Annotated in this window: 34 protein-coding genes; 26 read left to right on the top strand and 8 right to left on the bottom strand. The window is 68.6% G+C overall.

Going from position 1 to position 26,900, the window contains the following annotated elements:
* Positions 1-46 precede the first annotated feature (46 nt).
* From ykgO to rpmB, 5 genes are read right to left on the bottom strand one after another with little or no spacing between them, the layout of a single operon-like run.
* The gene (ykgO, locus tag BSZ40_RS06240) at positions 47-169 is read right to left on the bottom strand and encodes a type B 50S ribosomal protein L36 (protein ID WP_073824331.1); all 123 of its coding nucleotides are present in this window, start codon (positions 167-169) and stop codon (positions 47-49) included.
* Complete coding sequence (locus tag BSZ40_RS06245) at positions 166-423, bottom strand: type B 50S ribosomal protein L31 (protein WP_073824332.1); 258 nt, start codon at positions 421-423, stop codon at positions 166-168. The genes ykgO and BSZ40_RS06245 overlap by 4 nt, the downstream gene beginning before the upstream one ends.
* Before the next feature lie 34 nt (positions 424-457).
* Positions 458-763, bottom strand: coding sequence for a 30S ribosomal protein S14 (gene rpsN / locus BSZ40_RS06250; protein WP_073824334.1), 306 nt, complete (start codon positions 761-763; stop codon positions 458-460).
* Positions 763-933: a 50S ribosomal protein L33 gene (gene rpmG, locus BSZ40_RS06255; protein ID WP_073824335.1), complete on the bottom strand. Its 171-nt coding sequence runs from the start codon at positions 931-933 to the stop codon at positions 763-765. The genes rpsN and rpmG overlap by 1 nt, the downstream gene beginning before the upstream one ends.
* On the bottom strand, positions 933-1,169 hold the full coding sequence (gene rpmB, locus BSZ40_RS06260) for a 50S ribosomal protein L28 (protein WP_073824337.1): 237 nt from the start codon (positions 1,167-1,169) through the stop codon (positions 933-935). Before rpmB ends, rpmG begins: the two co-directional genes overlap by 1 nt.
* 96 nt (positions 1,170-1,265) lie before the next feature.
* Between rpmB and BSZ40_RS06265 the strand changes: the two genes are divergently transcribed.
* Together BSZ40_RS06265 and BSZ40_RS06270 are read left to right on the top strand one after the other, a co-directional pair.
* A complete protein-coding gene (locus BSZ40_RS06265; protein ID WP_073824338.1) occupies positions 1,266-2,309 on the top strand; it encodes a GTP-binding protein in 1,044 nt (347 codons plus the stop codon).
* Between the two features lie 420 nt (positions 2,310-2,729).
* A complete protein-coding gene (locus tag BSZ40_RS06270) occupies positions 2,730-4,094 on the top strand; it encodes a flagellar basal body-associated FliL family protein (protein ID WP_143180900.1) in 1,365 nt (454 codons plus the stop codon).
* Here BSZ40_RS06270 and ald read toward each other — a convergent pair.
* Positions 4,091-5,197 (bottom strand): alanine dehydrogenase, encoded by a 1,107-nt coding sequence (gene ald / locus BSZ40_RS06275; protein WP_073824342.1) that lies wholly within the window; start codon positions 5,195-5,197, stop codon positions 4,091-4,093. The two genes, BSZ40_RS06270 and ald, sit on opposite strands and share 4 nt — an antisense overlap.
* A gap of 118 nt (positions 5,198-5,315) precedes the next feature.
* Between ald and BSZ40_RS06280 the strand changes: the two genes are divergently transcribed.
* From BSZ40_RS06280 to BSZ40_RS06380, 21 genes are all read left to right on the top strand, one after another.
* Positions 5,316-6,227 carry a ribonuclease Z gene (locus BSZ40_RS06280; protein WP_073824343.1) on the top strand — a complete coding sequence of 304 codons (912 nt, stop codon included), beginning with the start codon at positions 5,316-5,318 and terminating at the stop codon, positions 6,225-6,227.
* A 142-nt stretch (positions 6,228-6,369) separates the two neighbouring features.
* Complete coding sequence (gene rpmE / locus BSZ40_RS06285) at positions 6,370-6,582, top strand: 50S ribosomal protein L31 (protein ID WP_073824344.1); 213 nt, start codon at positions 6,370-6,372, stop codon at positions 6,580-6,582.
* 77 nt (positions 6,583-6,659) lie between these two features.
* Positions 6,660-7,751 carry a peptide chain release factor 1 gene (gene prfA / locus BSZ40_RS06290; protein ID WP_073824346.1) on the top strand — a complete coding sequence of 364 codons (1,092 nt, stop codon included), beginning with the start codon at positions 6,660-6,662 and terminating at the stop codon, positions 7,749-7,751.
* Complete coding sequence (prmC, locus tag BSZ40_RS06295) at positions 7,748-8,626, top strand: peptide chain release factor N(5)-glutamine methyltransferase (RefSeq protein ID WP_073824348.1); 879 nt, start codon at positions 7,748-7,750, stop codon at positions 8,624-8,626. Before prfA ends, prmC begins: the two co-directional genes overlap by 4 nt.
* A complete protein-coding gene (locus BSZ40_RS06300; protein WP_073824349.1) occupies positions 8,613-9,239 on the top strand; it encodes an L-threonylcarbamoyladenylate synthase in 627 nt (208 codons plus the stop codon). Before prmC ends, BSZ40_RS06300 begins: the two co-directional genes overlap by 14 nt.
* Entirely contained in the window at positions 9,236-10,393 is a 1,158-nt protein-coding gene (locus BSZ40_RS06305; protein WP_073824351.1) for an MraY family glycosyltransferase, read from the top strand. Before BSZ40_RS06300 ends, BSZ40_RS06305 begins: the two co-directional genes overlap by 4 nt.
* The gene (locus BSZ40_RS11580; protein ID WP_073824353.1) at positions 10,377-10,814 is read left to right on the top strand and encodes a Cg1360 family ATP-synthase-associated protein; all 438 of its coding nucleotides are present in this window, start codon (positions 10,377-10,379) and stop codon (positions 10,812-10,814) included. The genes BSZ40_RS06305 and BSZ40_RS11580 overlap by 17 nt, the downstream gene beginning before the upstream one ends.
* 59 nt (positions 10,815-10,873) lie before the next feature.
* Complete coding sequence (atpB, locus tag BSZ40_RS06315; RefSeq protein WP_073824354.1) at positions 10,874-11,707, top strand: F0F1 ATP synthase subunit A; 834 nt, start codon at positions 10,874-10,876, stop codon at positions 11,705-11,707.
* Positions 11,708-11,736: 29 nt separating this feature from the next.
* Positions 11,737-11,958 carry an ATP synthase F0 subunit C gene (atpE, locus tag BSZ40_RS06320; RefSeq protein ID WP_073824356.1) on the top strand — a complete coding sequence of 74 codons (222 nt, stop codon included), beginning with the start codon at positions 11,737-11,739 and terminating at the stop codon, positions 11,956-11,958.
* Positions 11,959-11,987: 29 nt separating this feature from the next.
* Positions 11,988-12,512 carry a F0F1 ATP synthase subunit B gene (atpF, locus tag BSZ40_RS06325; protein ID WP_158020875.1) on the top strand — a complete coding sequence of 175 codons (525 nt, stop codon included), beginning with the start codon at positions 11,988-11,990 and terminating at the stop codon, positions 12,510-12,512.
* On the top strand, positions 12,512-13,345 hold the full coding sequence (locus BSZ40_RS06330) for a F0F1 ATP synthase subunit delta (protein ID WP_073824359.1): 834 nt from the start codon (positions 12,512-12,514) through the stop codon (positions 13,343-13,345). Before atpF ends, BSZ40_RS06330 begins: the two co-directional genes overlap by 1 nt.
* Before the next feature lie 37 nt (positions 13,346-13,382).
* Entirely contained in the window at positions 13,383-15,008 is a 1,626-nt protein-coding gene (gene atpA / locus BSZ40_RS06335) for a F0F1 ATP synthase subunit alpha (RefSeq protein WP_073824361.1), read from the top strand.
* Positions 15,009-15,010: 2 nt separating this feature from the next.
* Positions 15,011-15,946 (top strand): F0F1 ATP synthase subunit gamma, encoded by a 936-nt coding sequence (locus tag BSZ40_RS06340; RefSeq protein WP_073824362.1) that lies wholly within the window; start codon positions 15,011-15,013, stop codon positions 15,944-15,946.
* Between the two features lie 29 nt (positions 15,947-15,975).
* Positions 15,976-17,388, top strand: coding sequence for a F0F1 ATP synthase subunit beta (gene atpD / locus BSZ40_RS06345; RefSeq protein WP_073824364.1), 1,413 nt, complete (start codon positions 15,976-15,978; stop codon positions 17,386-17,388).
* Positions 17,389-17,397: 9 nt separating this feature from the next.
* Positions 17,398-17,661 (top strand): F0F1 ATP synthase subunit epsilon, encoded by a 264-nt coding sequence (locus BSZ40_RS06350; RefSeq protein WP_073824366.1) that lies wholly within the window; start codon positions 17,398-17,400, stop codon positions 17,659-17,661.
* A gap of 3 nt (positions 17,662-17,664) precedes the next feature.
* Positions 17,665-18,045 (top strand): DUF2550 family protein, encoded by a 381-nt coding sequence (locus BSZ40_RS06355; RefSeq protein WP_073824368.1) that lies wholly within the window; start codon positions 17,665-17,667, stop codon positions 18,043-18,045.
* Between the two features lie 7 nt (positions 18,046-18,052).
* On the top strand, positions 18,053-18,745 hold the full coding sequence (gene nucS / locus BSZ40_RS06360; RefSeq protein WP_073824370.1) for an endonuclease NucS: 693 nt from the start codon (positions 18,053-18,055) through the stop codon (positions 18,743-18,745).
* A 91-nt stretch (positions 18,746-18,836) separates the two neighbouring features.
* Complete coding sequence (locus BSZ40_RS06365; protein WP_073824372.1) at positions 18,837-19,880, top strand: S66 family peptidase; 1,044 nt, start codon at positions 18,837-18,839, stop codon at positions 19,878-19,880.
* Between the two features lie 122 nt (positions 19,881-20,002).
* Positions 20,003-21,208 carry an N-acetylglucosamine-6-phosphate deacetylase gene (locus BSZ40_RS06370; protein WP_073824374.1) on the top strand — a complete coding sequence of 402 codons (1,206 nt, stop codon included), beginning with the start codon at positions 20,003-20,005 and terminating at the stop codon, positions 21,206-21,208.
* Between the two features lie 4 nt (positions 21,209-21,212).
* Positions 21,213-21,506 carry a hypothetical protein gene (locus BSZ40_RS06375; RefSeq protein ID WP_073824376.1) on the top strand — a complete coding sequence of 98 codons (294 nt, stop codon included), beginning with the start codon at positions 21,213-21,215 and terminating at the stop codon, positions 21,504-21,506.
* Between the two features lie 10 nt (positions 21,507-21,516).
* Positions 21,517-22,290 carry an alpha/beta fold hydrolase gene (locus tag BSZ40_RS06380; RefSeq protein ID WP_084542677.1) on the top strand — a complete coding sequence of 258 codons (774 nt, stop codon included), beginning with the start codon at positions 21,517-21,519 and terminating at the stop codon, positions 22,288-22,290.
* Here BSZ40_RS06380 and BSZ40_RS06385 read toward each other — a convergent pair.
* Positions 22,277-22,717, bottom strand: coding sequence for a hypothetical protein (locus BSZ40_RS06385; protein ID WP_073824378.1), 441 nt, complete (start codon positions 22,715-22,717; stop codon positions 22,277-22,279). The two genes, BSZ40_RS06380 and BSZ40_RS06385, sit on opposite strands and share 14 nt — an antisense overlap.
* Positions 22,718-22,806: 89 nt before the next feature.
* On the opposite strand from BSZ40_RS06385, the gene BSZ40_RS06390 reads away from it, so the two are divergent.
* From BSZ40_RS06390 to BSZ40_RS06400, 3 genes are read left to right on the top strand one after another with little or no spacing between them, the layout of a single operon-like run.
* On the top strand, positions 22,807-24,414 hold the full coding sequence (locus BSZ40_RS06390; protein WP_073824380.1) for a hypothetical protein: 1,608 nt from the start codon (positions 22,807-22,809) through the stop codon (positions 24,412-24,414).
* Positions 24,411-25,427: a hypothetical protein gene (locus BSZ40_RS06395; RefSeq protein ID WP_073824382.1), complete on the top strand. Its 1,017-nt coding sequence runs from the start codon at positions 24,411-24,413 to the stop codon at positions 25,425-25,427. The genes BSZ40_RS06390 and BSZ40_RS06395 overlap by 4 nt, the downstream gene beginning before the upstream one ends.
* On the top strand, positions 25,424-26,263 hold the full coding sequence (locus tag BSZ40_RS06400) for a tetratricopeptide repeat protein (RefSeq protein ID WP_073824384.1): 840 nt from the start codon (positions 25,424-25,426) through the stop codon (positions 26,261-26,263). Before BSZ40_RS06395 ends, BSZ40_RS06400 begins: the two co-directional genes overlap by 4 nt.
* On the opposite strand, the gene BSZ40_RS06405 is transcribed toward BSZ40_RS06400, so the two are convergent.
* Positions 26,256-26,855: a GNAT family N-acetyltransferase gene (locus BSZ40_RS06405; protein WP_073824386.1), complete on the bottom strand. Its 600-nt coding sequence runs from the start codon at positions 26,853-26,855 to the stop codon at positions 26,256-26,258. The two genes, BSZ40_RS06400 and BSZ40_RS06405, sit on opposite strands and share 8 nt — an antisense overlap.
* Between the last annotated feature and the right edge of the window lie 45 nt (positions 26,856-26,900).

A 26,900-nucleotide genomic window follows, 5' to 3' on the forward strand; every position in this document is an offset into this window, starting at 1 on the left:
AGCACGGCGCTGGGGGCCCGGCAGAGCGAGCCCCCAGCGGTTGCTGTCAGCCCTGGCGGGCCTTGAAACGCGGGTTTTGCTTGTTGATGACGTAGAGCTTGCCGCGGCGGCGCACGACCTTGGAGCCGGGCTGCTTGGCAAAGGAGCGGATGGAGGCGCGTACCTTCACTTGACCGCCTCCCGCTTGGCGTAGCGGGCCCGGAACTTCTCCACCCGCCCGGCGGTGTCGATCAGACGGGACTTACCCGTCCAAAACGGGTGCGAGGCCGCCGAGATATCAACGTCGATGACGGGGTAGGTCTGCCCATCCTCCCAGTCGATGGTGCGCGCCGAGGTGGCGGTTGATTGGGTGAGGAAGGCGAAGTTGGCGGACTTGTCGCGGAAGACGACGGGGTGGTAGTCGGGGTGAATGCCCGGTTTCATATGGAACTCCTTCTCTAGGGATGGGGCAGGTGGGCTACCAGGACGACTTCTTCACGCCGGGTAGCTCGCCGCGCAGTGCCATCTGCCGGAACTGCACCCGCGACAGGCCGAACTTGCGCAGATAACCGCGGGGGCGGCCGTCGCTGGCACCGCGGCCCCGCAGGCGGGTGGGGGAGGCGTCGCGCGGCAGGGCGTGCAGGGCAGCCATGGCCGCGTCGCGTTCGGTGGCGCTCAGGTGCGGATTGGTGGCGGCGGCCTTGTAGGCGCGGCGCCGCTCGGCGTATTTGCGCACCACGGCCTCGCGCTGCTGGTTACGGGCGATCTTCGACTTCTTGGCCATCAGCGGGTCTCCACGAATTCGACGTGGCGGCGCACGATTGGGTCGTACTTGCGGATGCGCATGCGGTCCGGGGTGTTGCGCCGGTTCTTGGTAGTGATGTACCGGTAGCCGGTTCCCGCAGAGGACTGCAGGGTGATCTTGGGGCGGATGTCGGTGCCTTTTTTCGCCATTAGAACTTCTCTCCTCGTCGCTGCATGTCCGCTACTACCGCCTCAATGCCGCGCTTGTCGATGGTCTTGATGCCGCGCGGGCTCAGGCGCAGCTTGATGGTGCGCCCCAGGGAGGGGACGTAGTAGCGCTTGGTCTGCACGTTGATGTCGAAGCGCCGGGTGGTGCGGCGGTGCGAGTGCGATACCCGCTTACCGAACGCTGGGCGTGCGCCCGTGACCTGGCAGTAGTTGCTCATGTGATTGGTCCTAGTCGTTGGTGGGGGAGGCGGTTGCCACCCCCGCTGTTATAGTAATGATAATCATTCTCATGCAAGTTGGCTTGAAGGAACCCCGTGCTGCTCGCCACCCTTTCCGCCGTCGCACCGCTGGTGCGCGACCTGACCGCCCTCACCGCCGCCTGGCACACCCCAGTTTTGGTCTGCGACCTCGACGCAGCGGGACTCACCCTGCGTCTGAACGACGCAGCGGGGGAACAATGGCAACAACGCGTGGAGCTCGAACATTCCTGTATCACGTGCTCCCTGCGGGAGGGCATAGTCCCGACCCTGGCCGACCTAGTCGCCCGCGGCACCGACACACTGCTGCTAGCCCTGCCGTGCGGCGTCGAGCCCCTCTATGTCCTGCCGCAACTGGCCGAACTGTGTGAGGCGGGCGAGCTGGAGGGAATTGAGCTGACCGCGCACCTGCACGCCGTGCACCTGGACACCCTGGCCGCCGACCTCTTCACCCACATCCCGCTCCACACCGCCGACGCTGCCCTCTTCCCGGAGGACGAACGCTGCACCGGCGAGGTGCACATGGTCAGCCTCGGCTACGCCGACCTCATCGTGGCCGTCGGCCACGACCCGCTCGGTGCCGAGGCTCTGGAACACCTGCGGCCCCACGACACGCTGCTCCTGCCCGACCCGGACAACCTCGCCCCCGAACTGCTCTTCGGTTCCCGCCACGATGTCGAACGCGCCCTGGCGCGCGTCCACCCGGCCTCCACCGCCGCCTGGGGTGGCCCCACCGAGCACGGCGTGTGGACCCTCGACCTGCACTCCGCCCGCCCCTTCCACCCCACCCGCTTTGGGCAGCTGGCCGCCGAGCTGGCGGGCACCGGCACGTGCGCCCGCGGCTGCTTTTGGCTGCCTTCGCGCCCGCGCACCCTGTGTACCTGGGAGGTAAACGGGGGAACGGCGAGCGTGGGCACCGCCGGACAGTGGGATGGCACCCCCCAATGTCACCTGATCGTCACCGGCATCGGCGGGCAGGAACAAAAAGAGCGGATCGTGGCCGCCTTCGCCGAGATCCTGCTCAACGAGGAGGAAATGGCCGACGCCCTGGCCTGGGTGGGCGCCGACGACGGGCTAGCTGACTGGTTCGCCGATTCTTAGCCAGCCGCCTGGCAGCGTGGGCGACGCGCTGGCGGGCGATGATAACAAACAGTGCACTGCCCAACTGGTCGTTCCGCGGTTGGGTGAAGCGGGGCGTAGGGTAGGACAAACACGCTTTTCTCGACCGCCGGGAGGCCCAGGCGAGCGCGCGGTCACGAGCCAGGTGAAGGAGTTGTTGCGATGTCTGGTCCATTCCCTCTGCCTCCACCCGCCGACGGTGACCGTTCCCAGCCCGCCAGGCCTGCTGGCGCCGGAGCCTGGCCCGCACATGGCAGGGGCGATGCCCAGACAGGCGTGCCCAACTCGGGGTCGCACCCCGCGCTGCCCTCTACCGCCGTTCCCGGCTATCCCGCGGGGGCCCCGACGGGCTCCCTGCCGCCGGGGGTCGGCCCGCTCTCCCCGCCCCCCAGTGGCAACAGGGTGGGAGCTTGGGTCGCCGCCGGGGTGGTGGCGCTACTACTAGTGGTGGGCGGGGTGGCTGCCGCCGTCAAGCTATCAGGCAAGGGCCAACCCGCTCCCGCCGCGTCGTCCGCGGTGGAGACCAGCTCCTCCCCGACCGCTAGCGCTCAACCTTCCCCCTTCGTGTCGTTGCCGCCCGCGGCCCCCGCCGGTGGCTGGGCCAATGGGGCGCGCGAGGCCTGGCGGCTCAACTGGGGTAAGGGAGGCAAAGTAGCCGCATTTTGGCGCGGAAATGCCTTGGTGGTCTTGAAATTCGATACTGCAGAGTACCGGTATGCCGTCTACGACTATTCCGCGGAGACCGCCAATCTGCGATTTGACGGGAAATGGCACGGCAGTAGCGGTGAGATCTCCGACCGCTTTCAAAGCGCGGCGTGGGTAGGGTCGAAGTTAGTGGTGCCCGACCCACGCGAGAAGCGGCCTTTCGTCATCAATGTGGAGACCGGGGAAGCGGTCGAGGCACCCTGGGGGCCCGACTACGCCATTCATAGCGTCTCTGACGACTCGCTCGTGGTCACGTGCCGCCGAATTGCGGACACCGACTGCCGGGTCTGGGACGAGAACCTGCAGGAAAAGGCCCATCTGGATGTCGGTGTGCCGTTGTACTACTTCGGAGACATTAAGGTCGACGGCACCACCTACCTGGCCTTCAAGGAACGCGATACCGCCCGCGTGACGATCCTGGACGCCACCAGCGGACGGGTAACCCGCAGCACGGCTATCCCCGAAAACCCCAGCACCAACGCCTTCGTCAGTCCGCTGGCGGACGGCTGGCTCTACGAGGGATATGTGCAGGAGGGGGACAAGGCGGTTACGAAGATCATGGGCTACCTCACCCCGGGCGGCGTCTGGTGGGAACAGTCGAAGTTCAGCACCGAGGACATCAATAACCGCTACCCGGCCACCGGGGTGGCGTTGCGGCAGATGACCAAGCGCGACTTCGAGGCCTGGTTGGGGGGTGAAAACAACGCCCTGGTGGTGAAGTTTCTCGACGATGCTTGCACGAAGATTGAGATCGGCCCCTACCAAGTCACGTTGCCAGACACGGGCAATAGCATCAAGGACCAGGATAAATGCATTTTTTCCTACCGCGGATGGCTCAACATCGAGGAGCACGTGGTGGAGCTGCACGCGGCGGTGCCCAAAGATAAAGAGCATTACCAAAGCGAGAAGTACGTGCACGGCCACATCGACCTAAAGTCGGGCAAGTATCACGAGATCCCGGGGGCCCACGACGCCTACCAGCAGCCGCAGCGCACGCGCCAAAACGTCGTCTTCCTCGTGGAGGAAGACGGCGAAGTGGTGGCCTACGTGCCGCGCGGTTAGCGCGGCAACTCCGAGACGGGGCGGCCAAAAGCGGCCGCCACGGGGGCAGACACCAGCAGCCCGTCCCAGGTATTGACACCCTCGGCCAGGGCCGGGCAGGCCCGCACCGCTTCGGCCACCCCTTGGTCAGCCAGCTGTAAGGCGTAGGGCAGGGTGGCGTTGGTCAGGGCAGTCGTTGAAGTGCGGGGGACCGCGCCCGGCATGTTGGCGACGCAGTAGTACAGCGCGTCGTGCACCCGGTAGGTGGGTTCCGAGTGCGTGGTGGGGTGGGAATGGGCGAAGCAACCCCCCTGATCGATGGCCACGTCCACCAGCACCGTGCCGGGGCGCAGTCCCGCCACCATCTCGTCCGTTACTAGCTGCGGGGCGCGGGCCCCGGGCACCAGGACGGTGCCGATGATGATGTCGGCGTCGGCCACCGCCTGGGCGATGGTGGGGGCGGAGGAAACCAGAGTCGTTACCTGCCCCGGGTACTGGGCCTCCAGTTGTCGAAGCTTGGCGACATCGATGTCCAACACCGTCACCTCGGCCCGCAGTCCCACCGCCAGGGCGACCGCGTTTTGCCCCGCTACCCCGGCCCCGAGCACCACCACCTTGCCGCGGGGCGTACCCGCCACCCCGGGCAGCAGCTGTCCGCCGCCTCCTAGCGGTTGCAGACAGTGGTAGGTACCGACAATGGTAGCCAGGCGGCCAGCGATCTCCGACATCGGGCGGAGCAGCGGCAGCGAACCGTCGGCTGCCTGCACCGTCTCGTAGGCGATGGCCCGGCAGCCGCTGGCCAACAGGGCGTCGGTGAGTGGCTCGTCGGCCGCCAAATGCAGGTAGGTGAACAAGGTCAGATCCTGGCGCAGGAAACCGTACTCGCTGGCTATCGGTTCCTTCACCTTCAAAACCAGCTCGGCCTGCCCCCAGACCTCAGCGGCCTCAGCCACCAACTGGGCCCCGGCGGCCGCGAACTCAGCATCACTAATGCCTGCTTCCACACCGGCCCCCGCCTGCACCTGCACGGTATGCCCCCGTCCCACCAGCTCGGCCACCAGGGTGGGGGTCGCGGCAACCCGGTGCTCGTTATTCTTCACCTCAGTGGGTATTCCGATGCGCACTACTGTTCCTTCCCGCTCTGCTTGCCCGCGCGATGGGGCGTAGGCTGTGTTCTCCACGCTACCGCGCCGGACTGCCCCTGTTGGCCGGTAGGCGACACAACCAAGAAGAAGAAACCTGATGTCTGCGCGTGAGTTGACTGCTCTGGGCACCGCGAGCCTCGTGCCCACCAAAACCCGAAACCACAACGGCTACTTCCTGCGGTGGGGGGCCAGCGGCCTGCTTTTCGATCCGGGGGAGGGAACGCAACGGCAGCTGACGCAGGCGGGTATCAGCGTGCGCGCCATTGACGTCATCTGCCTGACCCACCTGCACGGGGACCACTGCCTCGGCCTGCCCGGGGTGCTGCAGCGCCTTTCGCTGGATCAGGTGCCGCACGAAGTGACCATTTGCTATCCCGCGCAGGGCCAGGAGTACGTGGACCACCTGCGGCACGCCAGCAGCTACTACAACCAGGCCCGGCTGCGGTTCCTCCCGGTGCCGGGCAGCGAGGCGCCGCGCGAAATCTTGCGCACCGCCGACTTTGTCCTGTCGACCGCCAGCCTTGACCACCGGGTGCCCACCATCGGCTATCGCGTGGCCGATCTGCCCGGCCGCCGCCTGGACCAGGCCGAACTGGAGCGGCGGGGGCTGGCCGGGCCGCAGGTCGGGCAGTTGGTGCGCGACGGGCAGCTCACCGTCGCCGGACTCACCCATCGGTTGGCCGACGTCTCCGTTCCGCGGCGGGCGACAACGTTCGCTTTCGTCATGGACACCCGGCCCTGCGCGGCGGCCGCTGCCCTAGCGGCTGACGCCGACCTGCTGGTGATGGAGGCGACCTACACGCGGGAGTGCGCGCACCTAGCCGCTGAACACGCCCACTCCACGGCCGCCCAGGCCGCCGAGGTCGCGGTCAGTGCCGGGGCGCGACGCCTGGCCCTCACCCACTTCTCGGCCCGCTACCCGGACACCACGGGGCACGTGGCGGAGGCCAGCGCGCTGCACGGCGATGTGGTGGCGCTGGCGGACCTTGCGCGGGTGCCCGTGCGGTGATGCGCCGGAAACCTGGGCGTGGGCGGGCTCACCGAAAGGCTACTGGCCTGCCGACCTCAAACCTGGAATACTGTCCCCTCGGCTCCGGTTCACCTGAGTAGTCCAGCTTAAGGACCCGGACCATCCGACCCAAGGAGACTCCATGAAGCAGGGAATTCACCCCGAGTACGTCACCACCACGGTGACCTGCACGTGCGGTAACACGTTCGAGACGCGCTCGACCTCGACCTCGGGCCAGATCCGCGCAGACGTGTGCTCGGCGTGCCACCCGTTCTACACCGGCAAGCAGAAGATTCTCGACACCGGTGGTCGCGTGGCTCGCTTCGAAGCTCGCTACGGCAAGCGCGGCAAGTAGCACCGTCAAGGCGCCGGAGTTTGGTTATACCAACTCCGGCGCCTGACTGTATTGACGGCACCAGGACAGGGGGAGTAATGAGTGACGTGGCCAAGGCACAGCTAGCGGAGTACGCCGAGATCGAGGCGGCGCTAGCCGATCCGCGGGTCCACGAGGATCAGGCCCGGGCCCGGACGCTCGGTCGCCGCTACGCGGAGTTGGGGCGCGTGGTGGCGGCCCACCGTGCCTGGGTGGCGGCCACCGAGGAACTGACTGCTGCCCAGGAGCTGGCGACCGAGGACGCCGACTTTGCGGCCGAGGTGCCTGCGCTGGCCGAGGCGGCTGCCGCCGCACAGGCCCGCCTGCACGAGGTGCTGGCCCCGCGGGACCCCGACGACGCCCGCGATGTCATCCTGGAGGTCAAGGCCGGGGAGGGCGGGGCAGAGTCGGCGCTGTTTGCGGCTGACCTGACCCGCATGTACACCCGGTACGCCGAAACCAAGGGCTGGGTGGTCTCGGTGCTTGGGTCGACTGAATCGGACCTGGGGGGCTACAAGGACATCTCCCTGTCGATCCGGGCGCGCGGCAATGTCGCTCCCGAGGACGGGGTGTGGGCGCACCTGAAGTTCGAGGGCGGCGTGCACCGTGTTCAGCGGGTGCCGGTGACCGAGTCGCAGGGCCGCATCCACACGTCGGCGGCCGGGGTGGTGGTCATGCCCGAGGCGGAAGACACCGATGTCGAGGTGGAGATCGACGCCAACGACCTGCGTATCGACGTCTACCGCTCCTCCGGCCCCGGCGGCCAGTCCGTCAACACCACCGACTCGGCGGTGCGGATCACCCACCTGCCCACCGGCATTGTTGTGTCCATGCAGAACGAGAAGAGCCAGCTGCAGAACAAAGAGGCCGCCATGCGGGTGCTCAAGGCGCGGCTGCGCGACGCCAAAAAGGCTGAGATGGAGGCCGAGGCATCGGCGGCCCGCCGGTCCCAAGTGCGAACCGTGGACCGCTCCGAGCGGATCCGCACCTACAACTTTCCCGAAAACCGCATCGCTGATCACCGCACCGGCTACAAGGCCTACAACCTGGACGCGGTACTCGGCGGCGAACTGGGCCCCGTGATCGACTCGGCAATCGAGATGGAGAAGGCCGAGCGGTTGGCCGAGGCCTCCGGTACTGCCGAGGCATGAGCGCCACCCGGGCGCTGCTGCAGCAAGCCACCGACCGCCTCCGCGCGGCCGGGCTGGCGAGCCCGGCTGCTGATGCGCGCTGGCTGCTCACCCACGTCCTGCAGGTGGACAACCTGGTGTGGGCACCCGCGGCGCTCACCGCCGCCCAGGCGGGCCGCTACTGGGAGCTGGTAGAGCGCCGCGCCGCTCGCCAGCCCCTGCAACACCTAACCGGCGAGATGGCCTTCCGCCACCTCGTACTGGCCAGCGCCCCGGGCGTCTTCATCGTGCGGCCGGAGACCGAGGCGGTGGCCGGGGCCGCGATCGCCGCCGCCCAGGCCGCCGGGCCGCAGCCACGCGTGGTCGACCTGTGCACCGGTTCCGGGGCCATCGCCTTGGCCCTGGCCACCGAGGTGCCCGGCGCGCAGGTGTGGGCCGTGGAATTGGGTGCCGAGCCGCTGCGGCTGGCTGCCGCCAACGCCGAGCGGGTAGGTGCCAGCATTCACCTAGTGCCCGGAGACATCCGGCGCCCCCTGCCCGCCCTGGCTGCGCTGGCGGGGCGTTGCGACGTCGTCGTCTCCAACCCGCCCTACATCCCGCCCACCGCGGTGCCCCGCGACCCGGAGGTGCGCGACCACGACCCCGCGTTGGCCCTGTACGGCGACGGACCTGACGGGCTCGGGCACGTAGGCGCCGTGTTGGCCCGGGCCGCCGAACTGCTGCGGCCCGGCGGCAGCGTGTTGATAGAGCACGCCGACTGCCAAGGGCTGGCCACTCGTACAATGGCCACACAGGCCGGTTTCCGCGCTGCCCGCACGGCGCGCGATGACACCGACCGCGACCGCTACCTAGTCGCCACCTGGCCAGGGGAGGAGCCCGGCGATGCCGCTGATTGACGCCCACCACCCCACCGCCCTGCCCCGCGCAGCGCAGGCCGTGCGGGCCGGGCAGATAGTGGCTCTGCCGACCGACACCGTCTACGGCATCGGCGTGGACCCGGCCAACAGCGCCGCCATCGACCGGTTGCTCGCGGCCAAGGGCCGCGGCCGCAGCCTGCCGCCGCCGGTGTTGCTGGCCGATGCTGCGCTCCTACCTGAGCTCGCCAGCGCTCTGACCCCCGCAGCTCGCCGACTGGCGGCCGCCTACTGGCCCGGGGCATTGACGCTGGTCGTTACCGCTCACGCCCACCTCGGCTGGGACCTGGGGCAGACCGGGGGCACGGTGGCGCTGCGCGTGCCGGACGACGCTGTGGCGCGCGCCCTGCTGGCCCGGACCGGGCCGTTGGCGGTCACCTCCGCCAACCTGCACGGCCAACCCCCCGCGACGACCGCCGCCGAGGTAGTTGCCCAGCTCGGAGCGGCGCTGGCGGTGGTGTTGGACGACGGCCCCCGCGCCACCTCCGCCGCCTCCACCATCGTGGACGTCACCGGACCTGAGCCACGCATACTGCGCAGCGGTGCCGTGGCACCTGCAGCGCTGCTGGCCACCGGGCAGGAGGAAAGGCAGTGAAGGTCTACCTCCTGATCCTGCTGGTGGCGGCCGCTGTCACTTTCCTGGCCACCCCCGTCGTGCGCCAGCTGTCTTTCCGCATCGGGGCGCTCAGCCCCGTCCGGGAGCGCGACGTCCACTCCGTGCCCACCCCCCGCCTGGGAGGATTGGCGATGCTGTTGGGGGTCTTCGTCGCCCTCTTCTTGGCGCGGCTGACGCCCTTCCTGAAGGGACAGCTGCAAAGTCCGGAGTTAACGGCGGTGTTGGTGGGGGCCATTCTCACCTGCCTGTTGGGGGCAGCAGACGATCTGTGGGACCTGAGCTGGGAGCTGAAGATTGGGGGGCAGATCCTCATCGCCCTGGTCACTGCCTACCTCGGGGTGACGCTCTACTCCTTCCCGCTCGCCGACCTCACGATCGGCTCGTCCCAGCTGTCGATGACGGTGTCCGTGATGGTCATCGTGCTGCTCATGAACGCCGTCAACTTCGTCGACGGACTAGACGGATTGGCCGCGGGCATGATGGGCATCGGGGTCTCCGGCTTCTTCATCTACAGCTACGTCCTGACCCGGTTGACCGGTGCCCCCAGTTACGCCTCTTTGGCGACCGCGATCTCGGCGGCGATCATCGGGGTGTGCCTGGGGTTCTTGCCGCACAACTTCCATCCGGCCCGCATCTTCATGGGAGATTCCGGGGCGCTGCTGCTCGGCTTCCTCACGGGCTGCACCATCATCATCGTCACCGGGCAGATCGACCCCAACTCGGTGGCGACCGAACGGGTCGCCCCCGTGTGGCTGCCCGTCATCTTGCCGTTTGCCATCGTCATCCTGCCGCTGACGGACATGATTATGGCCGTGGTGCGGCGCACCCGGTCAGGGCATTCGCCGTTCAAAGCTGACCGCATGCATCTGCACCACCGGCTGCTGCAGGCCGGGCATTCCGTTCCCCGCGCCGTGCTCGTGATGTACCTGTGGACGGCGATCGTCTCCCTGGGGTTGTCAGCGGTGCTCGTCATTCCCCTCCGCTTCATCCTGCCCACCGTCGCCGGCCTCGTCGCGGTCGGCATCCTGACCACCTGGACCGTCATGCCGGACATCTCCCACAACGAGGACGTGGCCGACCCGCCTGCCCCGGCCGAGGAACAGAAGGGAAGCAGCCATGCCCCGCAGCCTTGACCTGTTCGACGCCTTCACGCAGGTGGGGCGCCGCCTGTTTGGGCTGGCCGGCGGCATCGCCGGGGCCGCGTGCCTGACGGGCTGGCTAGCGGCTGAGCGCCCGGGCCTCGCGGCAGGTGCGATCGGCGGGGTGATCGTGCTGGCCATGGCCGCACTAGAGGCGGGCGCGCTGCGGCTGGTGGCCAGGCGCCCCGCCCTGGCAATGGCCGCCATCTTGGGCTCCTTCCTCGGTAAGGCCCTGCTGATGTTGGCGGCGCTCTTGGTGGGGCGCCTAACCGACACTGCCGCGCCCGCTGTGTTGTTCCTCACCTTAGTTGCGGGTATTCTCGGCACTACTGCGCTTGAGGTGCACGCTTTGGCGCGCATTCGCCCACTTCTGGACCCCCAAGCAGGGACTTCTGGCCCGCGCGGCGGCGAATAAACAGGAGTAAGTCCAGGCAATAATCAGCTATTGTCACTGAGGCCGATCCACAACGACGAATGGGGGACCAACTGTTCACCGCAGCTACGCAGCGTGTCCTCGTTGCTCTGTCCAACTCGTCTGACGACGGCGGCTTCCCGGGCATCGATTTCGAGCACGAGTTCTTCCCCGAGCCCATCGCCTTCGCCGGCACCATCTTCGAGTTCAATCGGCTGGTGCTGGTGCGGATGATCGCTGCGCTGGCTGTGGCCGCGATATTCGTGGTGGCGGCCCGCCGGGCGAAAATGGTGCCCGGACGCGGGCAGTCCCTGGTGGAGCTCCTGCTGGAGTTCGTCCGCAAGGGCATCGCCGAGGAAATTCTCGGACCACGGGCCCGCAAGTACACCCCGGTGCTGACCATCATCTTCGTCGGTGTCTTCGCAATGAACATCACCGGCATCATCCCGGGGCTCAACATCGCGGCCTCCTCAGTGGTGGCCGTGCCCCTCGTCTTCGCGCTCTTCGCATATTTCACCTTCATCATCGCGGGCATGCGGGAACGCGGGGGGCTGGCCTTCTTCCGGGAACAGCTTTTCGTTCCCGGCATCCCGTGGCCGATCTACTTCATCTTGACTCCCATCGAGCTGTTGTCGACCTTCGTCATCCGGCCGGTGACCCTCACGATGCGTCTGTTGGCCAACATGATGGTGGGGCACCTGATCCTGGTGCTGGCCTTCACCGGGACCCACTACCTCTTCTTCGAGGCCGCGGGGGCAGTGAAGGCCGCCGGTACCCTGACCTTCGGGGTCGGGATCATCTTCCTGCTGTTCGAAACCTTCGTGGCGGCGCTGCAGGCCTACATCTTCACGCTTTTGACCTCTGTGTACATCAACCTCTCGGTCGAACACCACTGATCGAGCGCACCGGAATAAAAGGAAACCAAATGAACCTCATCGGTAACATCGCCACCATCGGTTACGGTCTGGCGACGGTTGGCCCGGCTCTCGGTATCGGGTGGCTGGTGGCCAAGACCCAGGAAGCTACCGCCCGGCAGCCCGAGGTCGCTGGCACGCTGCGGGTCAACATGATCATCGGTGCTGCCTTCGTTGAGGCCCTGGGCCTCATCGGCTTCGCCGCCGGTCTCGTCTTCCCGGCCACCGCGTGATGCAGCCGCTCGCTGGAGGGGCGGGCGGCGTGCAGGTTCTCCTTCCGCCCCTGTCCGAGGTCTTTTGGGCTGGGCTGGCGCTGGCCATCATCGTTGGGGCCCTGTGGAAGTACGCCCTGCCGAAGCTGACTAGTCTGCTCGACGAGCGGTCGGCCCAGATCGAGGCAGGCTTGCGTGCGTCCGAGCGGGCAGAGGACGAGCTAGCGACCGCCCGGGCCCACGCGGCCGCCGAGCGGGAGCAGGCGCGCACCGAAGCCAACCAGCTGCGGGAGCAGGCGCGCGCCGAAGCCAAGGACATCGTCGCCGCCGCCCGAGTGGCCGCTGTCGCCGAAGGCGAGCGCGTGCGGGAACAGTTTGACGCCCAGCTGGCCGCCTCGAAGGCCGCAGCCGAGCGGGAACTGCGGGGGGACGTCGGCCGCCTGGCCACCGAGCTGGCGCGCCGCATCGTCGGTGCGGAACTGTCCGACCCGGACCGCGCCGCTGCCGTGATCGACCAGGCCATCGAAGAGCTTGAGCGGGCACCCATCAAGCGCCCGGCGCGAAGCGAGGCCTGATGCGACCCACCTCCGCCGCGGCCCTGGCCGCCACCACTGGGCAGTGGACCTCGCTGCTGGCCTCCGGGCCGCGGCGGGGCCTGCCGCCTGCCCGTGAACTGTTCACCGTCGCTGACCTCCTGACGGGGCACCCGCGACTGGCTAGCGCCCTGACCGACACCGGGCGGTCTGCCACCGACCGGGCGGAGCTGTTGCGCGATCTGCTGGCCGCCCGCGTGGCCGCCGCGGAACTGTCGCCCGAGGTGTTGGACCTGCTGACCGGGCTGGTGCGCCACCGGTGGGCCGAACCGGCAGACCTGGCGGCGGCTTGCGAGACCCTGGGGCGCACGACGGTCCTGTTCGACGCCCAGCTGACCGACCAACTGGATGACGTGGAGCGGGAACTGTTGGCGCTGCTCGACGTGCTCGACGGCTCAGCGGAGCTACGCCAAGCCCTGGTAAACACCCGGGACTACACCACCGCCCAGCGAGTGGGGCTGTTCGAACACCTCTGCGGGGCACAACTGACCGAGCACACCCGCACCCTGGTCACCCGCGCCCTGACTATCAACGGGCGGCGGCCGCTGCGGGCAGTGCTGCGCGAGCTCATCGACGAATCGGCGGCTCGCCGGGACGAGCTGGTGGCGCTAGTGAGCTCCGTAGTGCCGCTCAGCCCCGCGCAGGAGGCGCGGCTGGCCGCAGCCCTCAAACGCATCTACGGCACCGAGGTGCTGCTCAACGTCACGGTCCGTCCCGAGATCGTCGGCGGCCTGCACATTCAGGTGGGGCAGGACGTCATCGACGACACCGTTGGTGCCCGCCTGCGTACCGCCCGCCAAATCCTGGGCCAGTAAGCCGCCCACGCCGGAACTGAAAGACAAAGGAACATAAATGGCTGAGCTGACGATCCGCCCCGAAGAGATTCGCGCGGCCCTGGACAGCTTCATCGACTCTTACGCCCCCGCCGCGCCCGCGGTAGAGGAGGTCGGGCACGTCACCCTGACCGCCGACGGGATCGCCCACGTTGCCGGGCTGCCGGGGGCGATGGCCAACGAGCTATTGCGGTTCGAGGACGGCACGCTCGGCCTAGCCATGAACCTGGATGTGCGCGAGATCGGGGTGGTCGTCCTCGGCGACTTCTCCGGCATTGAGGAGGGCCAGGAGGTGCGGCGCACCGGCGAGGTACTGTCGGTGCCGGTTGGTGACGGCTACCTGGGGCGCGTCGTCGATCCGCTAGGTAACCCCATCGACGGGCTGGGCGAGATTAAGGCCGAGACCCGCCGGGCCCTGGAGCTGCAGGCCCCCGGCGTGATGGCCCGCAAGTCGGTGCATGAGCCGCTGCAGACCGGGCTGAAGGCCATCGACTCGATGATTCCGATCGGGCGCGGCCAGCGCCAGCTCATCATCGGTGACCGCCAGACCGGCAAGACCGCCATCGCGCTGGACACCATCTTGAACCAGAAGGCCAACTGGGACAGCGGCGACCCCAGCAAGCAGGTGCGCTGCGTGTACGTGGCCATCGGGCAGAAGGGCTCGACCATCGCGGCCGTACGCTCGGCGCTGGAAGAGGCCGGGGCGCTGGAGTACACCACCATCGTCGCCTCCCCAGCCTCCGACCCGGCCGGGTTCAAGTACCTGGCGCCCTACACCGGCTCGGCCATCGGCCAACACTGGATGTACGACGGCAAACACGTCCTGATCGTCTTTGACGACCTGTCCAAGCAGGCCGAGGCCTACCGCGCGGTCTCGCTGCTGCTGCGTCGCCCGCCGGGCCGCGAAGCCTACCCCGGTGACGTGTTCTATCTGCACTCCCGGCTGCTGGAGCGGTGCGCCAAGCTTTCCGACGAACTCGGTGGCGGTTCGATGACGGGCCTGCCAATCATCGAGACCAAGGCCAACGACGTGTCGGCCTACATCCCCACCAACGTCATCTCGATCACCGACGGGCAGATCTTCTTGCAGTCTGACCTCTTCAACTCCAACCAGCGCCCGGCCGTCGACGTCGGGGTGTCGGTCTCCCGCGTGGGTGGGGCGGCCCAGATCAAGGCCATGAAGCAGGTGGCCGGGACCCTGAAGCTGACCCTGGCCCAATACTTCTCGATGGCCAGCTTCGCCATGTTCGCCTCCGACCTGGACGCCACCACCCGGCGGCAGCTGGCGCGTGGGGAGCGGCTGATGGAGCTGCTCAAGCAGCCGCAGTACTCCCCGTACCCGGTGGAGGAGCAGGTGGTCTCCATCTGGGCGGGCACCAACGGGTTGCTTGACCAGATCGAGGTGGCCGACGTGCAGCGCTTCGAGGAAGGCCTGCTGGACTACGTGCGGCGGCACACCAAGGTGCTGGCCACCATCGCCGAGACCGGCAAGCTGGAAGACGCCACCGTGGCCGAGCTGCAGGCGGCCGCCGACGCCTTCGCTGCTGACTTCACCGGCGGCGCGGGCCAGGCGGCCGACGCGGCCGACGGCGAGGTCGAGGCCGAATACGCCGAGGAGCGCATCGTCAGGAAGAAGCGGGGCTAGGCATGGGCGGCCAGCAGCGCATCTATAAGCAGCGCATCCGCTCCACCCAGACCCTGAAGAAGGTGTTTCGGGCCATGGAGCTGATCGCTGCCTCGCGCATCGGCAAGGCGCGCGAACGGGCTTCCTCCGCCTCCCCCTACGATCGCGCCCTCATCCAGGCGGTCGGGGCGGTGGCCGCACACGCCGACTTCGATCACCCCCTGACGCAGGAACCGGAGGAGCGGGCCGACAATCCGCGGGTGGCCGTCGTCGTCGTGTCCGCCGACCGCGGCATGGCCGGTTCCTACTCGGCAACCCTGCTGCGCGAAACCGACCGGCTGTTGGCCGCGTTGGCGGCCGAAGGCAAGCAGCCCGTGCTGTACGTGGTGGGACGGCGCGGTGCCGCCTACTTCCGGTTCCGGGGGCGGCCCATCGAGCACGCCTGGGCAGGCAACTCGGATAACCCGACCGAGGAGGAGATGGAGGACATCGCCCTGACCCTGCTCGCGGCCTTCCTCAGCCCCGCCGAGGAGGGCGGGGTCTCCGAGGTCCACATGGTCTACACGCGGTTCGTCTCCATGGTCAGCCAGGTGCCGCAGGTGCGGCGCATGCTGCCCATCAAGGTTGTCGACGAGGATCGCGTGCAGGTCGAGCGGGCGGATACGGGCCCGCACACCCACGGTACCGACGCCGAGCCGCTGTACGAGTTCGAGCCGTCGGCCAACGAGGTGCTCGACGCCCTCCTGCCCCTGTATGTGCGTTCCCGCATCCGCAACGCGCTGTTGCAGGCTGCGGCCTCCGAGCTGGCGGCCCGCCAGCAGGCGATGCACACGGCGACCGACAACGCCGAAAACCTCATCCGCGACTACACCCGGCTCGCCAACTCGGCGCGCCAGGCCGAAATCACTCAGGAAATCAGCGAGATCGTGTCGGGGGCCGACGCCCTCGCGGCGAGCTGAGCCACCCCGGACACGAAGGAGACAAGTTCATGGCAGCATCAGGTCGCATCGCGCGCGTCATCGGGCCGGTGGTCGACATCGAGTTCCCGCCGGACGCGATTCCGGAGATGTACAACGCCCTGACCACCGTCGTGGGCGAAAGTGGCACCACCATCACGCTGGAGGTCGCCCAGCACTTGGGTGACAACCTGGTGCGGGCCATCTCGCTGAAGCCCACCGACGGGCTGGTGCGCGGCTCGCAGGTGGTCGACACCGGGCAGCCGATCACCGTGCCGGTCGGGGACGTCACCCGCGGCAAGGTCTTTAACGTCATCGGCGAGCCGCTCAACCTGGCGCCTGGCGAGCAGCTGGAGGTCACCGAGCGGTGGTCCATTCACCGCCAGCCCCCGGCCTTCGACCAGCTGGAGGCCAAGACCCAGATGTTCGAGACCGGCATCAAGGTCATCGACCTGCTGACCCCCTACGTGCAGGGCGGCAAGATCGGCCTGTTTGGTGGCGCCGGGGTCGGCAAGACCGTGCTCATCCAGGAGATGATCCAGCGCGTGGCCCAGGACCACGGTGGGGTCTCCGTGTTTGCCGGGGTGGGGGAGCGAACCCGCGAGGGCAACGACCTCATCCACGAGATGGACGAGGCCGGAGTGTTCGACAAGACGGCCCTTGTCTTCGGGCAGATGGATGAGCCGCCGGGCACGCGGCTGCGGGTGGCGTTGAGCGCGCTGACGATGGCGGAGTACTTCCGCGACGTCAAGCAGCAGGACGTGCTGCTGTTCATCGACAACATCTTCCGCTTCACCCAGGCCGGCTCCGAGGTCTCCACCCTGCTGGGCCGCATGCCGTCGGCGGTGGGCTACCAGCCCAACCTGGCAGACGAGATGGGGCAGCTGCAGGAGCGCATCACCTCGGCCGGGGGCCACTCGATCACCTCGCTGCAGGCCATCTACGTGCCCGCCGACGATTACACCGACCCGGCCCCGGCCACCACGTTCGCGCACTTGGACGCCACCACGGAGCTGTCGCGTGCCATTGCGTCGCGCGGTATCTACCCGGCGGTGGACCCGCTGGCCTCCACCTCGCGCATCCTTGACCCGCGCTATGTGGGCACCGAGCACTACGAGGTCGCCACGCGCGTGAAGTCGATCCTGCAGAAGAACAAGGAGCTGCAGGACATCATCGCCATCCTCGGGGTGGACGAGTTGAGCGAAGAGGACAAGGTGGCGGTGGCACGCGCCCGCCGCATTGAGCAGTTCTTGTCCCAGAACACCTACATGGCGGAGAAGTTCACGGGCGTGCCCGGCTCCACGGTGCCGTTGGCCGAGACGATTGAGGCCTTCCGTCGCATCGCCGACGGGGAGTACGACCACGTCGCGGAGCAGGCATTCTTCAACATTGGTGGCATCGAGGACCTGGAACGCAACTGGGCCAAGCTGCAGGCCGAGGCGTAAGGAGGCGGCATGGCGCTGCGCGTTGACATTGTCTCCCGCGTCGCCGACGTGTGGAGCGGCGAGGCGACGGCCGTGACGGTTCCGGCCGTCCACGGTGAGCTCGGGATTCTGCCCGGGCGCCAGCCCATCCTGGCGGCCCTCGACTCCGGCTCGGTGCGGGTGACTACCGCGGCCGGGCAGGAGCTGTCCTTCGATGTGCAGGGGGGCTTTGCGACGGTGGACAGCGACACGGTGACGGTGGTGGTCGACAACGCCGCTGCGCGCCTGGGCTGAGCCGTGGAGGGGGTCGTCGTCCTCAGTGCACTGGTGGTGGTGCTGCTGGCCTTGGCCTTGGCGCGCCAACGGGCACTGCGACACCGGCTCGGTACCTTTCCGTGCCTGCTGATTGGTCGCAACGGACGGCAGCTGCGGGGCCTGCTCGTGTTCGCCTCGACCAACCTGTACATCTATCGCTCGATCTGGGTGGGCACCCGCCTGGTGCGCAGCTACCCGCGGGGGAGCTTTGAGATGCGGAACCTGCGGCTGACTGACCAGTGGGCGCGGGTGGAGATTCGCCAGGGTGAGACCTGTGAGGAGCTGCTGTTCGGGCGGGACGTGCACTCGGCGATCGTGGCGTGGATTGACGCGGCTGGCCCCCGCGAGGAACCGATTCTGTGAGGCGAGTGTGCGGGTAGTTTTTGCCGATTGCGCGGTGACGTACGCCGGGCGGCTGGATGCGCGCCTGGAGCGGGCCGTGCGGGTGCTCATGTTGAAGGCCGACGGCTCGGTGCTGGTGCACGCCGACGGGGGCTCGTACAAGCCCCTGAACTGGATGAGCCCACCGTGCACGTTCGCGGTGGAGCAACCTGCCGCCGATCAGGCCCCCGAGGTCGCCGAGGTGTGGCGGGTGCGGGCCACCAAGAGCGACGACGAGCTGACCATCGAGATCTACGAGGTGGTGGCCGACGTCGAACACGCCCTCGGCCAGGACCCGGGCCTGCTGAAGGACGGGGTGGAGGCGCACCTGCAGGAGCTGCTCGCCCAGCAGGTTGAGCTGGTGGCCCCCGGCGTGAGCCTGGTGCGCCGCGAGTACCCGACGGCGATCGGGCCGGTGGACCTGCTGGTGCGCGACCCGGCGGGCGGGCACATCGCCGTGGAGGTCAAGCGGCGCGGCGAGATCGACGGCGTCGAGCAGCTCACCCGCTACTTAGAGCTGCTCAACCGGGACCCGCTGCTGGCCCCGGTGCGGGGGGTGTTTGCGGCCCAGCTGATCAAGCCGCAGGCCCGCGTGCTGGCGGCCGACCGCGGCATCGCTTGCCTGCTCTTGGACTACGCCGCCATGAAGGGCACCGACGATTCCGAGTCCCGCCTGTTCTAGGCGTGTGCCCGCGCTGGGCTGGGCGTGTCGAACCCAACCAGGCAAGATCAGGGATGGTTACCGCTGACACCTAGGACGCTAGGATCTGCGCATGGATCTTCTTTCGGCTCCCAAAGTCAAACCGGGGGATCAGGTGGCAGTGCTGTCCCCGTCGTTCGCTGCGCCAGGTTTTGCGCCCGCAGTGCACGAGCAGGCGATGGAGCGACTACGTAGTGAGTTCTCCTTGGTGCCGGTGGAGTATCCGACCACCCGGCAGTTAGGGGCCCCGCCAGCAGAGCGGGCCCGTGATTTGCTGGCGGCGTTTGCCGACCCGAGCATTAAAGCCGTGCTCGCCACCATCGGTGGCGATGATCAGATAACGGTGCTGCGGCACCTGGACCGCGATACGGTGCGGGCAAATCCGAAGCCCTTCCTGGGTTACTCGGACAACACCCATCTGCACAACTACCTCACCGGTTGCGGTGTGGCCAGCTTCTACGGTGGCTCCACCCAAATCCATATCGGTGCGGGACCGGCCGTGGACGCGATCCATGCGGCCAGTTTTCGGGCAGCCCTGTACACAGGCGAGACTCTGGAACTGACGGAGCCGGGAGAGTCAGAAGACTACGGGCACGACTGGCTCGATCCGCGCGCCCTCACCGAGTTCGGTCAGCGAGAGGAGACCGAGCCGTGGCAGTGGTCAGGAGCGGGGTACCGAGTTGCCGGGCGCGCCTGGGGTGGTTGCCTGGAGGTCGTCAATGACATCCTGGCTGCGGGGCACCTGTCGCTCTCGCTGGCGGATTTGACCGGCAGTGTGCTGTTGCTGGAGACCAGCGAGGAGGTAGCACCTGTACCGGTGGTGCACCGGATGCTGCGAAACTTGGGGGAGCGGGGCATATTGGGCGTGGTCGCGGCGGTGCTCTTCGCCCGACCACCGGTGCGTACCTTCGCCCACACGCCCACAATGGAGGAGCGGCAGGTCATGCGGGCCGAACGCTATGACACATTGCGCCAGGTGGTGGAGCGGTACCAACCTGAGGCGGTCGTCTGCTGCGGGGTGCCGTTCGGGCACACTCGCCCACAGTGGATAGTTCCCTACGGTGGCAAGCTGACAGTCGACGGGCAGGCACGGCGCATTTGGGCCGACTACTCCTAGTCAGTTACCCACCTGTGTCCGGAGCGCTCTCGTTCTCGCGGGGATCAGCGTTTTTCGGGTATGGCCCGCGCTGGGCCGGGTGGCCCGCGGGGCCGGGCGGCGGGGGTGGCAGAATTGAGGGCATGGAGCAGATCACTGGCGCCCTGCGCGGGCGCATCGTTCTTCCCGACTCGGTGCTCGACGACGGCGTTGTGGCCTGGGCGGGGCAAGACCTAGTTTTCGTTGGCCCGGTTGACGCGGCCCCGGCACCCTACCTGGAGGCGGCCGAACCAGTGGCCGGCTACGTCCTGCCGGGACTGGTGGACGTGCACTGCCACGGTGGGGGCAGCGCGTCGTTCCCGGACGCCACCACCTACGAGGAGGCGATGGTGGCGGTGCGGGAGCATCGCCGCCACGGCACCACCACGCTGGTGGCCTCGACGGTGACCGCCGCCCCGCAGACGCTGCGGGAGCGCACCAAGTTGTTGGCCCAGCTGTGCGACGACGGCGAGCTGGCCGGGATTCACTGGGAGGGGCCATTCGTCTCGCACGAGCGCTGCGGGGCCCAAGACCCGACCCTGATTCAGCCCCCGAATGCTGCCCTGACAGCGGAGCTGTTGGAGCTGGGGCGCGGGCACGTGGTGACCATGACGCTGGCCCCCGAGAAGGAGGGTGTGACCGGCCCGGGTGGGGTGAGTGAGGTCCTGATCCGCGGCGGGGCGCTACCGTCGTTCGGGCACACCGACGCCGGGCCGGCGGAGACCCGGGCGGCCATGGAGTGGGCCCGCCAGGTGCTGGCGGACACACCGAACCGCCGCAGTGACCACGCGACGATCACGCACCTGTTCAACGGGATGACGCCGCTGCACCACCGCACCCCCGGCCCGATCGCCGAGATATTGGCCGACGCGGTGCGCGGCGGGGTGATCGTGGAGATGGTGGGCGACGGCACCCACCTGCACCCGAGCGTCGTGCGCGACGTCATCGAGATTGTCGGCCGGGACCACGCCGTCCTCATCACCGACGCGATGGCCGCGGCGGGCATGCCCGACGGCCAGTATCGCCTGGGAAGCCAGGACGTGACTGTCGCCGACGGCGTGGCGCGCCTGACGGGGGGAGACTCCATCGCGGGCGGGACGGCACACCTGCTGGATGTGGTGCGCACCAGTGTCGACGGCGGCGTGTCGTTGGTCGATGCCGTGTACTGCGCCTCCCTGGTGGGGGCCCGCATCATTGGCTGCCAGGACCAGGTTGGGTCGCTGGCGGCGGGCAAGCGCGCCGACCTAGTGGTAGTCGACGACACCCTGCACCCCCAGCGGGTGGTGCGCGCCGGCGCGGTGGTGGACTGAGCCCATGCCGTCGTCGCGCCGCTCCTCTCGCCGCCCCTACCACGCCGGGCACGTCCCCCTTGACCCGGCGCGGCTGGCCAGCGTGCCGCGCACCGAGACCGGGCCGGGCGGGGCCCAGTTCACGGTGCGGCAGCTGCGGGGCAACGAGCGGACCTACACGTGCCCGGGCTGCCACCGACCGATCCCGCCCTACACGGCACACGTGGTGGCGTGGAGCAACGAGCACCTGTTCGGGCCCGAGCGCGGGCTGGAGGAGCGGCGCCACTGGCACACGGAATGCTGGCGGCGCGCGAAATGAAGGAGGACCAGTGCTGTTAGGGCACACCGTCTTTGGTGATCTGCACGCAGCGATCCCGTACGTGCTGCTGCACGGCTTCCCGGTCGATAGCCGCATGTGGCGGCCCCTGGTGCCGCTGCTGGAGGGGCCGGTCATCACGCTGGACGCCCCGGGGTTCGGCACCTCGGCCCACCTAGTGGGGCCCGACGGGGCCAGCGAGGTGGCGGGGCTGGCGGGCTACGCCGATGCGGTGGCCGCCACCCTGCACCACCTGGGGGTGGAACAGGCCGTGTGCGTGGGACTGTCGATGGGCGGTTACGTGCTGGCCGAACTGGTGCGCCGCCATCCGGAGCGCCTGGCAGGCCTGGTCTTTGCCGACACCAATGCCCGCGCCGACACCGCCGCCGCCCGCGCCACTCGCCTGACGCAGGCCGACCAGGCGCTGCGGGAGGGAGCCACCGTGGTGGCCGGAGCCCCCGCCAACCTACTCGGGGCCACGACGCTGGCCACTCGGCCGACGGTGGTGGCCGACTTCCGCCGGTGGGTGGCGCAGGCCCCCGGCGGCGCCATTGCCTGGGCCCAACGGGCTATGGCGGCCCGCCCGGCGGCTTTCGAGACTTTGGCCACGGTGGGGGTGCCGAGCCTGGTGGTGCGGGGACAAGAAGACACCGTGGCCAGCGCCGCCGTCAGTCAGGAACTGGCCGACGTTTTGGGCTGCGATCTGGTGGAGATTGCCGCCGTGGGGCACTTCCCGCCGGTGGAGGATCCGGTGGCGCTGGCCCGGGTGCTAGTCACGTGGCGTTAACGCTGCGTCCGGTCTCTTCCCAGCCGGGCAAGAGACGATCAAGTGCCGCTGTCAAAGCGATGGAGTCCCCATCGCGGCCGCCCTGGCCAATGACCAGCGGTGCTGGCTCGGCCGTGAGCTTAATTGTGCGGAAGCGATCGAGAAAGCTGAGCGGCGCGGTTAGTACGTAGAACTGTCCATCTGTACCAACGCCCACGGTGCGATCCAGGCGCAGGTACCAACCCGTTACGGAACTTTTGGCTTGCGAACCGTTGTAACCCTGCACCCGCAAATTGGTGGGAGCCAGGCCCGCGCGACGGGCGGCTGCCACAAAAAGAGTCAGATATTGGGCGGCCTGGGCGGCCTCGGCGGCCTGGCGCTTACGCGCCAACTCGGCCTGGCGAGTGGCGTTGGCGCGGCGGCGGCTGGCCCAGTCTTCTTCGTGCATAAACGCCCCCTGGTGTATTGCGCGACACAGCGCGAGTCGGCAGCTCGTCGTATTGTCTTGGGATTGTGTCATATCACCGAGGAGTGGCTTTGAAGAATATTCGGCTCACGTTGCGCCACCTGGTGGCCCTATTGGGGGCGCTAGCCGCCGTCTTCGCCTTGGTGGCGGTGCTCTCCCTGACCGTATGGAAGCCCGTCGAACGCATTAACGCGGCGCTGACGGGCCAGCGGGCGCCCTACGTGCTCACCGCCCCCGGCGTGCTTTCGCTTTATCCCGGTGATGTCACGATCACGGTCAAGGCGGCCGGGGCGGACTCCCCGGTGGTGCTGGCCCTCGGGCGCAGCGCGGACGTCAAAGCCTGGGTGGGGCAGGCCGAGCACGCCACCGTCGTCGGCATCGTCGACTGGGAGACCTTGCAGGTAGACAAATCCGCTGCCGCGCCCCCGGCCTCCGGTGCCCCCACCGCCGCGGCCACCCCGAGCGCGGAAGGCAGCGCAGCCCCGGAGGACGCCAATCCGGCAGGTTCCGACCTGTGGATCAAAGAGGCCACCGGCACCGGGCAGGCGACTTTGCAGTGGAGCCCCGCTCGTGCTGAACAGGTGTCGATTCTGGCCGCCACGGACGGCCTGCAGGCCGCCCCACAGGTGACGATCTCGTGGAAGGCGCCGCCGCAGCGCAGCTTCTTCACCCCGGCCCTGCTGCTCACCGCCTTGTTTGCGGCCGCTGCAGCTGGCGTCTGGTACCTGGAGTCGGTGGAGAACCGGGAGCGGGCACGTCGTCGGGAGGTAGCCGCCAAGCGCGCGGCCCGGCGGGCCGCGACCTCCTCCATGCTGGCCACTATTGACCCGCACGCCGTCGCCCCGGTCTCGCGCCGCGAGGTGGTGGAGCCGGAGGAAGACACGCCCGCCCTGACCGGCATAGCTGGTTTCGTCTCGGGACTACTGGCGCGCTTCACCGCTCCGCGGGCCGGGCAGGCAGAACCAACGGATCCTCCCGCGACGGCCGTGCCGAGCCCGGACCTGTCGGTGGCGGCCGCGGCCGCGCCGACCGCTGCCGCAGTAGTCGATTTGCCGCCGCCGACCGCCGAACCACAGCCTGCGGCGGAGGCGACCAGCGCCGGTGACCGCAAGTCGTTGGCGGCGCGCTTGGCCCGCAAGGTGGCGGCCAAGGCGGGCGTTGCAGCTCAGGAGTCCCTCGGGGAGCTGGCTGATGAGCAACTAGCCAAGCTGGAAGACGCTGACGGGCTGACGGCGCTAGGGCAGTCCCTGCCGCAGGCTGACGAGTCGCCCCTGGCGGCCGTGACCCCCGACTGGGCGCAGGCGAGGCAAGAACTCGAGGCAGTAGCGGCGGACGAATCCGTTGGCTCGCTCGGGGAGGCGGCGCAGGCGTTAGCGGACGGCGACGTTGCCGGGCGCCTGCAGGAAGCTGCCGAAGGACTGGCTGGGCGCGGGCTGCAGGGCGGTGCCAAGGCCGCCGGGGCCTTCGTGCTCAAGAAATGGCGGAAGGTCAAGCCCGCCCCGGCCCAAGCGGCGCTGCCAGAGTTCACCGAATTGGCCGACGCCCCCGCCCCGGACGGGCAACCGTCGACCCCGCCGCCCGCAGCTGAGGACTTCGGCCCGGCCCCGCTGCAGGGGCTGCTACAGCGCATGAAAGAGCGGGGCCTGGAAGTGGATTTGCCTCAGGAGGAGGAACAGTGACCAAGCGTGTAACTAACTGGCTGGCCCTCACGGTGGCCGCGGCGTTGCTGGGGGCCTGCGCCGATCCAGTGCCGGGACCTGTCAGTGCGCCGACCGCCGAAGAAACCACGCCCGTGCTCACCCCGGAGCAGCTCAGCTCGGCACTCAAGACGATTAACGACGCGCTACAGGCCGCCGACGCCAAGATGGACCTGGAGTTGCTCGATGACCGGCTCGTCGGCCCGGCGTTGGCGGCCCGCACCAACTCCTACAACTTGGCCAAGGTCAACGCGAAAGAGTTCCCCTTGGCTAATTTGGTGGCCCCGACTGCTACCGTCTCGGTGTCCGCGGGGGTCGACTGGCCGCGCTCCATCATTGAGGTCACCGAAACCCCGGAGGGCGGCCAGGTACCGCTGCTCCGGTTGGCCCAGCAGGCTGATGCCCGCTCCGACTACAAACTGTGGGGCTGGGTGCGCCTGCTGCCGGGCGCTACCGTGCCCTCGACGGCCGCCCCCGAGGTGGGATTGGTAGAAACTGGCACTCCCAAGTTCACAGCCAAGGAAGTCATCGATTCCTACACCGCGCAGGTCACGGGCGGGGCGCAGGACGGCGCACCGGTAGCGATTTCGGACCCCTACACGCAGGCGGCCTCCACCCAGGTGACTGAGGCGATGGCGGCCACCAAGGATGTCGGTACCGTGAAAACGGCCTTGACCAGCGGCAAGGACGAACCGGTCAGCATTCCCACCGCGGACGGCGGCTTGATCGTCTTCGCGCCGCTGGAGCAGACGGTCACTTACCAGCGGACGGTCGCCGGTGCCACCTTCCAGTTGCAGGGAGCGCCCGCGGTGCTGTTGGGGCAAGACCCGTCGGTGTACGGTACGGTGACGGTGACCTACGACGTTATGCTGGCCTTCGTCATCCCGGCCAAGGACGCGAAGGAAAACGCCACCGTTATCGGGGCGGATCGGACGTTGCGTTCGGTGGTGGCGGATAAGAGCACCAACCCCGACGAGCAGGAGACCACCCCATGAGTGGCGGCATTGACCTTTCCCCCCTCGCTAACAAGCAGCAGCCACCAGCGGCGGGCCCGGCCCCGTCTCTGCCGCCCGCCCGGGTGGAGCTGACCGAGCAAAACCTCCAGGCCACGGTGGTGGCCTCGCAGCAGGTACCGGTGATCGTCACCCTCGGGGCGGGCAGCGATCAGTCCTCGCAGCAAAACGTGCAGGCGTTGGAGGCCCTGGCCGCGCGTAACCCGGGCGCGTTCCAGCTGGCCGTGGTCGACATCGAGACCGCCCCGCAGGTGGCCGGGGCCTTCGGGATCCAGCGAGTCCCCTACACGCTGGTGCTACTGGCCGGACGGCCCGTGCCGCTGTACGAGGGGGAGGCCTCGGCGGCCGAACTGGACCCGCTGTGGGACCAGGTGCGGCAGCTTGCCGTGCAGCAGGGGGTGACCGGCAAGACGGCGGCCCCCGGGGCGCAGGCCGAACCGGAGCCGTTGCCGCCGCTGCACGTGGAGGCCCAGGCGGCCATTGAGGCCGGTGACCTGGCGGCCGCCGAGGCGGCCTACCTGCAGGCGCTCAAGGAGAATCCCCGGGACCGGGAAGCGGAGGCTGCCCTGGCACAGGTGCGGCTGATGGTGCGGCTGGAGGCCGGGGGCGACGTGACCGATCCCTTTGCCCGGGCCGACCAGCTGGTGGCCAGCGGGCACCCGGGCGCCGCCCTGGAGCTGCTGTTGGAGCAGGTGGCCACCACCAGTGGGGAGGAGCGGGAGGCCGCGCGGGCCCGCTTGGTGGAGCTATTTACGGTGCTCGGGCCCAGCAGCGAGGTGGATGCCGCCCGGCGGCGACTGTCCACGCTCATCATGTAGTGACCTGGGCCAACCGGTACAGGTGCACGCCCGAGTCCCCGAGAGACGCGGTGTGTATCGTCCGGAAGCCGTGCCGATGATAAAACGGCAGGTTGCGGGGATTGGTTGACTCCAGCCACGGGGTCTGCACTTCCGCCAGGCCAGCTTGCAACAGGCGCGCGCCGACGCCCTGCCCCTGGGTGGTCGGCAGAACCGCCAGGAGGAAGAGATAGTCCCCGCTGCAGTCGGGGGCGGCGGAGCGCGCCTGGCGGAGTGCCGTGGTGATGCGTTCGGCTCGCCTGGGGGAGGTCAGAATCTCGGTCATGTCGCCCAGACGCGGCAGGCTTGCGGGCGGGGTGGTGCCGTGCGGCACCCACGCCGCGAAACCCACGACGTCGGGGCCTACGCGGGCCACGTGGACTAGCGCGGCGGTCACCAGCCACTCCAATGTCGGCGAAAAATACAGGGCGATGCGGCTGCGGCGCACATCGCTGCGTTCGTAGGTCGGCGGAAAGTACCACTGCAGCAGGGGATCGTCCCCCAGCGCCTCCACCAGCACGCGGCGTATCGCGGGCAGGTCCGTTACCTGGGCGCGGACTATTTCGTCGGTCATTGTCTCAGACTATGGCAAGCGGCTGGGCGGCAGTTCCCGCTGAGC

The organism is Buchananella hordeovulneris (assembly GCF_001907235.1).
GTDB lineage: Bacteria > Actinomycetota > Actinomycetes > Actinomycetales > Actinomycetaceae > Buchananella > Buchananella hordeovulneris.